The organism is Mycobacterium sp. 1465703.0 (assembly GCF_001672975.1).
In the GTDB taxonomy this organism is placed as follows: domain Bacteria; phylum Actinomycetota; class Actinomycetes; order Mycobacteriales; family Mycobacteriaceae; genus Mycobacterium.
The window spans coordinates 1-7410 of sequence record NZ_LZKU01000234.1; the positions used below are offsets into that span (position 1 = coordinate 1).

At 68.8% G+C, this 7410-nt stretch carries 7 protein-coding genes and 1 pseudogene; 4 read left to right on the forward strand and 4 right to left on the reverse strand.

Going from position 1 to position 7410, the window contains the following annotated elements; translation table 11 throughout:
- From A5625_RS21960 to A5625_RS21970, 3 genes and pseudogenes are all read right to left on the reverse strand, one after another.
- Window positions 1-195, reverse strand: a pseudogene (locus A5625_RS21960) (TobH protein); the annotation flags it as partial.
- Window positions 192-1598, reverse strand: a complete 1407-nt coding sequence (locus A5625_RS21965; RefSeq protein ID WP_066998932.1) for a phosphomannomutase/phosphoglucomutase — start codon at window positions 1596-1598, stop codon at window positions 192-194. The pseudogene A5625_RS21960 and the gene A5625_RS21965, both read right to left, overlap by 4 nt.
- A gap of 76 nt (window positions 1599-1674) precedes the next feature.
- Complete coding sequence (locus A5625_RS21970; RefSeq protein ID WP_197516185.1) at window positions 1675-2115, reverse strand: DUF3499 domain-containing protein; 441 nt, start codon at window positions 2113-2115, stop codon at window positions 1675-1677.
- A 188-nt stretch (window positions 2116-2303) separates the two neighbouring features.
- Between A5625_RS21970 and A5625_RS21975 the strand changes: the two genes are divergently transcribed.
- Window positions 2304-2726: a metallopeptidase family protein gene (locus A5625_RS21975; protein ID WP_066998938.1), complete on the forward strand. Its 423-nt coding sequence runs from the start codon at window positions 2304-2306 to the stop codon at window positions 2724-2726.
- A gap of 45 nt (window positions 2727-2771) precedes the next feature.
- Here the strand turns inward: A5625_RS21975 and A5625_RS21980 are convergent, their stop codons facing one another.
- Window positions 2772-3110 carry a WhiB family transcriptional regulator gene (locus A5625_RS21980; protein ID WP_066998941.1) on the reverse strand — a complete coding sequence of 113 codons (339 nt, stop codon included), beginning with the start codon at window positions 3108-3110 and terminating at the stop codon, window positions 2772-2774.
- A 378-nt stretch (window positions 3111-3488) separates the two neighbouring features.
- Here A5625_RS21980 and cofD point away from each other — a divergent pair, with 378 nt between their 5' ends.
- The 3 genes from cofD to A5625_RS21995 form a co-directional block, all read left to right on the forward strand.
- Window positions 3489-4490 carry a 2-phospho-L-lactate transferase gene (cofD, locus tag A5625_RS21985; RefSeq protein ID WP_066998945.1) on the forward strand — a complete coding sequence of 334 codons (1002 nt, stop codon included), beginning with the start codon at window positions 3489-3491 and terminating at the stop codon, window positions 4488-4490.
- Window positions 4487-5854: a coenzyme F420-0:L-glutamate ligase gene (locus A5625_RS21990; RefSeq protein ID WP_066998948.1), complete on the forward strand. Its 1368-nt coding sequence runs from the start codon at window positions 4487-4489 to the stop codon at window positions 5852-5854. The genes cofD and A5625_RS21990 overlap by 4 nt, the downstream gene beginning before the upstream one ends.
- A gap of 10 nt (window positions 5855-5864) precedes the next feature.
- Window positions 5865-7410, forward strand: a 1546-nt coding sequence (locus tag A5625_RS21995; protein ID WP_066998951.1) for a class I SAM-dependent methyltransferase, incomplete at its 3' end; no start/stop codon positions are given.

Below are 7410 nucleotides of genomic sequence, written 5' to 3' on the forward strand. Positions count from 1 at the left end.
GCCGCGGCCGCCCACCCAGATGATGCTGCGCGGACGGTCATCGGCGCGAAGCAATTCCAGCGCGCCCTCCTCCACCGCGGTGGCGACCGCACGCACCTGGGCACCGGCCGACGACGCGGCCCGCAACAGGCCTTCGCGGTCGGCGGCCAACAGGCCGTCGGTGTCTTCGAGATCGATCGCCCGGATGGCGTTCACGGCGCGGCCTCGACGCCCGCCGTGGTCGCGCTGATCGCTTCGATTTCCGTGCTGATCTGGGCGACCACCGCGACGACGTCCTCGGCCGTGCGGGCCTCCACGTTGAGCCGCAGCAACGGCTCGGTGTTGGAGCTGCGCAGGTTGAACCAGCTGCCATCGCCCAGGTCGGCGGTCACCCCGTCGACATGATCGAGGGAGTGGATCCGGGTGCCGAACGACTTGAGCACCGCTTCGGTGCATTGCGCGGCATCGGCCACGGTGAAGTTGATTTCGCCCGACGATTCGTAGCGCTGGTAGTCCGCGGTCAACTCGGACAGCGGGCGGTCCTGTTCGCCGAGGGCGGCCAGCACGTACAGCGCCGCCAACATCCCGGAGTCGGCGCCCCAGAAATCGCGGAAGTAATAGTGCGCCGAGTGCTCGCCGCCGAAAATCGCGCCGGTGTCGGCCATCAGGGCCTTGATATAGGAGTGCCCGACCCGGGACCGCAGCGGCGTGCCGCCGCGCTCGGCGACCAGTTCGGGCACCGCGCGCGAGGTGATCACATTGTGGATGATCGTCGCGCCGATCTCGCGGCCCAACTCGCGCGCGGCCACCAGGCTGGTCACCGTCGAGGGCGACACCGCGTCGCCGCGTTCGTCGACCACGAAGCAGCGATCGGCGTCCCCGTCGAAGGCCAGCCCGATGTCGGCGCCGGTTTTCCGGACATAGGCCTGCAGATCCACCAGGTTGGCGGGGTCGAGCGGGTTGGCTTCGTGATTGGGGAAGGAGCCGTCGAGCTCGAAGTACAACGGTTCCAATGTGATCGAGTCGATCGGCCCTAGCACCGCGGGCGTGGTCAACCCGGCCATCCCGTTGCCGGCGTCCACGGCCACCCGCAGCGGGCGCAGCCCCGACGTGTCCACCAACGAACGCAGGAACTGCCCGTAGTCGGCCAGCACGTCGCGATCGGTGCTGCTTCCGGGTTGCCCGTCGTAGCCGTCGACGCCCGCGATCACCTCGTCGGCGATCAGGCGCAGCCCGGTTTCGGCGCCGACCGGTTTGGCGCCCGCCCGGCACAGCTTGATGCCGTTGTAGGCCGCCGGGTTGTGGCTCGCGGTGAACATCGCACCGGGGCAGTCCAACAACCCGGAGGCGAAGTAAAGCTGATCTGTGGACGCCAGACCGATGCGCACCACATCGAGTCCCTGGCTGGTCACCCCGGCGGCGAACGCGGCGGCTAGCGTGGGCGAGCTGTCTCGCATGTCGTGACCGATCACGACCTGGCCGGCCTGCTCGGCGCGCATCAGTTTGGCAAAGGCTGCGCCCAGATCGGTGACCAGCGGCTGGTCGAGCTCTTCGCCGACTAGCCCACGCACGTCGTAAGCCTTGACGACACGGTGGACAGTCGCGGCGGGCCGAGACATGCGGGACTCCTGACGACGTGAACTCTTGGCCGCCAGCCTATCGGGCGACGGAGAACTCGAGCCGCCGCGGTGCGAGCTAATCGCTGGGATCGGGCAACACCCGCAGATGTCCGCGGCGCCGTCCGGATCGAGGCTCGGGCGGTGCCAGCAGACTGCTGCTGGGCGCGGTGGCGTGCGACCCGCCGTGGTGGATGTGCGCGTCGGCAAACCCCTTCATCGGTGTCACGGCGCCGGCGTACGGCACCGCCCGATCACCGCCCTCGCGCACCGCGTCGGCCAGGGCGACCAGGTCGTCCTCGTCGGGATGGGTGGGCAGGGGGCCGGCATGACGCACCAACTCCCAACCGCGGGGCGCGGTGATTCGGCCGGCATGGTTGACGCACAGATCCCAGGAATGCGGTTCCCGTGCGGTCGCCAACGGGCCGACGACTGCCGTCGAGTCCGAATAGACGAACGTCAGGGTCGCCACGGCGTAGTGCGGGCACCCGGGCCGGCAACAGCGACGGGGAACGTTCACGACCGAAAGGCTATCGTGCGCAAACGCGGCCGCAGCACCGGACACGCGCAACGCCTCGACCCTCGATGTGCAACCGTTACCATCGGCGCGTGGGTGATTCGCGCAGCTCCCCGCGAAGCGATCGGTTTCCCGACGGATCGGCTCCGCGCCGAACCGCTACCCACCGACTTTTCCGCAGAGGCCGCGACATGCGCGGTCCGCTGTTGCCCCCGACCGTCCCGGGGTGGCGCAGCCGTGCTGAGCGGTTCGACATGGCGGTGCTGGAGGCTTACGAACCGATCGAGCGGAATTGGCAGGACCGGCTGGCCGAGCTGGATGTGGCGGTCGACGAGATCCCGCGCATCTCGGCCAAGGATCCCGACAGTGTGCAGTGGCCACCCGAGGTCATCGCTGATGGTCCGATCCCGCTGGCGCGCTTGATCCCGGCCGGCGTCGACATCCGCGGCAACTCCACGCGGGCGCGAATTGTCTTGTTCCGCAAGCCAATTGAACGACGGGCCAAGGACACCGTCGAACTCGGCGACTTGCTGCACGAAATCCTGGTGGCCCAGGTCGCCATCTATCTCGACGTTGAGCCGTCGGTCATCGATCCGACGATCGACGACGACTAACTTTCGTTACGAGTCGCGCTCAACGCGCGTTGCGCTCAGCGTGCGTCAGATTATGCCGCGCTTGAGGCGGCGGCGCTCGCGTTCGGACAAACCGCCCCAGATACCGAAGCGCTCGTCGTGCTCGAGGGCGTACTCGAGGCACTCATGACGCACCTCGCAACCCAGGCAGATCTTCTTGGCCTCGCGGGTGGAACCACCCTTCTCCGGGAAGAAGGCCTCGGGGTCGGTCTGGGCGCACAGCGCCCGGTCCTGCCACTGATCGGCGGCCGGCTCCGGCAAGGGGTCGGGCTCGAATGCGATTGGGGCATCAGGAACCACGGTCAAATGCGGCCGAGCGGGGCGGGCCGGTGCCGGGTCGATGTCAGCGTGCGGGGTGCTCGCCATGGCGCTTCGAAAAGTTTCGTAAGACATACGGTCGTCCGCCTCCTCAGCTTGATTGAGAGAGTGTGATTGGTTTCCCACTGTTCTGATGTACAGACAATTCGAACAAGTGATCGAATCTCGGTCTGCGACACCGGAGTCGGCCGGCCAACCGGGAAATGACACTGTTGTGATTAGACACGGGTTGACCTGCCGGGTCAAGCATTACGGCGCATTTCCATACCATCTCGTGATCGAATTTCGGCGTTTCTGTTGTTTTGGTCGTTCGGCGTGTCGATCACATGGCCCCCAACTTCCCCACAAGTTTTGGGGAACCTCAACTTTGAGGCAGCTCCAGTGGGCCCGCCACGGCACCGTCGCCGGGCAGTACTGTCGTGCAATGTGAAGGTCACCGTTCTGGTCGGTGGGGTTGGCGGCGCCCGCTTCCTGCTGGGGGTTCAACAGCTGTTCGGGCTCGGTCAATTTCAAACGCAAGGGCGCCCGGACACCGAAGCCAACAGTCACGAGCTGACGGCGATCGTCAACATTGGCGATGACGCCTGGATCCACGGACTGCGAGTCTGCCCCGATTTGGACACCTGCATGTACACCTTAGGTGGAGGTGTAGATCCGGAGCGAGGGTGGGGGCACCGCAACGAAACTTGGCACGCCAAAGAGGAATTGGCGCGCTACGGGGTGCAGCCGGACTGGTTCGGACTCGGCGACCGTGACATCGGCACGCATCTGGTGCGCACCCAGATGCTCAACGCCGGCTACCCGCTCTCGCAGATCACCGCCGCGCTGTGCGACCGGTGGCAACCCGGCGCACGGCTGCTGCCCGCCACCGACGACCGCTGCGAGACACACGTGGTGATAACCGATCCCGCCGACGACAACCGGCGGGCCATCCACTTCCAGGAGTGGTGGGTGCGCTACCGGGCTCAGGTGCCCACCCACAGCTTCGCCTTCGTCGGGGCCGAAAAAGCGGCCGCCACAACTGAAGCCACCGCGGCCATCGCGGAGGCAGACGTCATCCTGCTGGCGCCGTCGAACCCGGTGGTGAGCGTCGGCGCCATCCTGGCCGTCCCCGGAATTCGCGGCGCATTGCGCGCCGCGCGCGCCCCGATCGTCGGCTACTCACCGATCATCGGTGGAAAGCCATTGCGGGGCATGGCCGATGCCTGCCTATCAGTGATCGGCGTCGAGTCCACCGCCGAGGCGGTCGGCCGCCACTACGGGGCGCGCCGCGACACCGGCATCTTGGATGGCTGGCTGGTGAGCGAGGACGACCGGGCCGACATCGACGGCGTCGCGGTGCGCTCGGTGCCACTGGTGATGACCGACCCCAAGGCGACGGCCGAGATGGTCAGCGCCGGGCTCGCCCTCGCGGGAGTGGCCCCATGACGCAGACCGGTCCGGCGTCGTCGCCCGGCGAGCATGGCACCGCCGCCGCGATCGAAATCCTGCCCGTCGCCGGGCTGCCCGAATTCCGGCCTGGCGACGATCTGGCGGCGGCCGTCACCGCGGCCGCACCATGGCTGCGCGACGGCGATGTGCTGGTGGTCACCAGCAAGGTGGTGTCCAAATGCGAAGGCCGACTGGTCCCGGCACCGCCCGATCCCGAGCAGCGCGACCAATTGAGGCGCAAGCTGGTCGACGACGAAGCCGTCCGGGTGTTGGCCCGCAAGGGCCGAACCTTGATCACCGAGAACCGGATCGGTCTGGTACAGGCCGCCGCGGGCGTGGACGGATCCAACGTCGGCCGCGACGAACTGGCGCTGCTGCCGGTCGATCCGGACGGCAGCGCCGCGGCCCTGCGCGCCGCGCTGCGTGCTCGGCTCGGCGTCGAGGTCGCGGTGGTCATCACCGACACGATGGGCCGCGCCTGGCGCAACGGCCAGACCGACGCGGCGGTGGGCGCGGCGGGAATGGCTGTGCTGCACGGGTATTCGGGGGCCGTCGATCAACACGGCAACGAGCTGCTGGTCACCGAGGTGGCGATCGCCGACGAGATCGCCGCGGCCGCCGATCTGGTCAAGGGCAAACTGACCGCACTGCCGGTGGCCGTGGTGCGCGGCCTGTCGGTGACCGACGACGGTTCAACGGCGCGGCAGTTGTTGCGGCCGGGCACCGAGGACCTGTTTTGGCTCGGCACCGCCGAAGCCGTGGAGATGGGCCGGCAACAGGCGCAGCTGTTGCGCCGATCGGTGCGCCGGTTCAGTCCCGAGCCGGTGCCGGCGGATCTGCTGGAAGCCGCCGTTGCCGAGGCGCTGACCGCACCGGCTCCGCACCACACCCGCCCGGTGCGGTTCGTCTGGTTGCGGACCCCGGCCACCCGGAACCGGCTGCTGGACCGGATGAAGGACAAGTGGCGCACCGACCTCGCCGGTGACGGCCGGCCCGCCGACGCCATCGACCGCCGGGTGGCGCGCGGCCAGATCCTCTACGACGCGCCCGAAGTCGTCATCCCGATGCTGGTTCCCGACGGCGCGCACTCCTACCCCGATGCGGCCCGCACCGACGCCGAGCACACCATGTTCACCGTGGCGGTCGGTGCGGCCGTGCAGGCCCTGCTGGTCGCGCTGGCGGTGCGCGGGGTGGGTAGCTGCTGGATCGGCTCGACGATATTCGCCGCCGACCTGGTGCGCGCCGAGCTCGAGCTGCCCGCCGACTGGGAGCCGCTGGGCGCCGTCGCCATCGGGTATGCCGCCGAGCCGGCCGGGCCGCGCGATCCGGCGGAGCCCGGTGATCTGCTGATCCGCAAGTAATACTGAGCCGATGACGTTCGCGGGCAAGGCGGCGGCCTCGGCCGACAAGGTTCGCGGTGGCTACTACACGCCCGCGCCGATGGCCCGCTTCCTGGCCGGCTGGGTCCGCGCGGCGGGACCCAGGATCGTCGAACCCTCCTGCGGTGACGGCGCGATCCTGCGCGAGTTGGCCGCGCTCAGCGACCGGGTCCATGGCGTCGAGTTGATCGCCGACGAGGCGGCCAAGTCCCGCCGGTTCGCTCCGGTCGACGCCGAGAGCCTGTTCACCTGGCTCGCCACCACCGAAGCGGGCGGCTGGGACGGCGTGGCCGGCAACCCGCCCTACATCCGGTTCGGCAACTGGTCCTCGCAACAGCGTGATCCGGCGCTGGAACTGATGCGGCGCGAGGGCCTGCACCCCACCCGGCTGACCAACGCCTGGGTCCCGTTCGTGGTGGCCAGCACCGTGCTGGTGCGCGACGGCGGACGGGTGGGGTTGGTACTGCCCGCCGAACTGCTGCAGGTCAGCTATGCCGCACAGTTGCGGGACTTTCTGCTGAGCCGATTCGCCGAGATCACCCTGCTGACGTTCGAGCGCCTGGTGTTCGACGGCATCCTGCAAGAGGTGGTGGTGTTCTGCGGTGTGGCCGGCGCCGGTCCCGCCCGCGTTCGCACCGTCCACCTCAAGGACGCCGACGCCCTGGCGCACGCCGATCTGAACGTGGCATCGGCGCCAACGCTGTTGCACGAAAACGAGAAGTGGACCAAGTACTTTCTGGACCCCGCCACGATCGGGCTGCTGCGCACACTCAAGGGCTCTGGCACCCTGACCCGGCTCGGTTGCCTCGCCGGGGTGGACGTCGGCATCGTGACCGGCCGCAACGCCTTCTTCACCTTCACCGACGCCCAGGCCGGCGAGCTGGGACTGCGGCCGCACTGCGTCCCGCTCGTCTCGCGCAGCGCCCAGCTGTCCGGGCTGATCTATGACACCGATTGCCGGACAAGCGACATCGCGGCCGGGCACCGCAGCTGGCTGCTCAACGCGCCGGTCGAGCCGGCCGATCCCGCGCTGATCGACCACATCCGCGCCGGCGAAGCGGCCGGGGTGCATCACGGCTACAAGTGCTCGATCCGCAAGCCCTGGTGGCGCACGCCGTCGTTGTGGGAACCCGACCTGTTCCTGCTGCGTCAGATCCACCGGGCACCGCGGTTGACCGTCAACGCGGCCGCGGCGACGAGCACCGACACCGTGCATCGGGTGCGCCTGGTCGCCGGCGTCGAACCCGCCGCGCTGGCCGCGGTGTTCCACAACAGCGTGACGTTCGCCTTCACCGAGATCATGGGCCGCAGCTATGGCGGGGGCGTTCTGGAGCTCGAGCCCGCCGAGGCCGAGCAGCTGCCCGTCCCGTCGCCGGCGCACGCCGATCCCGAGCTTGCCTGCGATGTCGACCTGTTGTTGAAGGCCAACGAGATCGACAAGGCCCTCGACGTCGTCGACCGTCGGGTGCTGATCGATGGCCTGGGACTGCCGGCCGAGGTGGTGGCGGATTGCCGGGCGGCGTGGGTGTCGCTGCGGG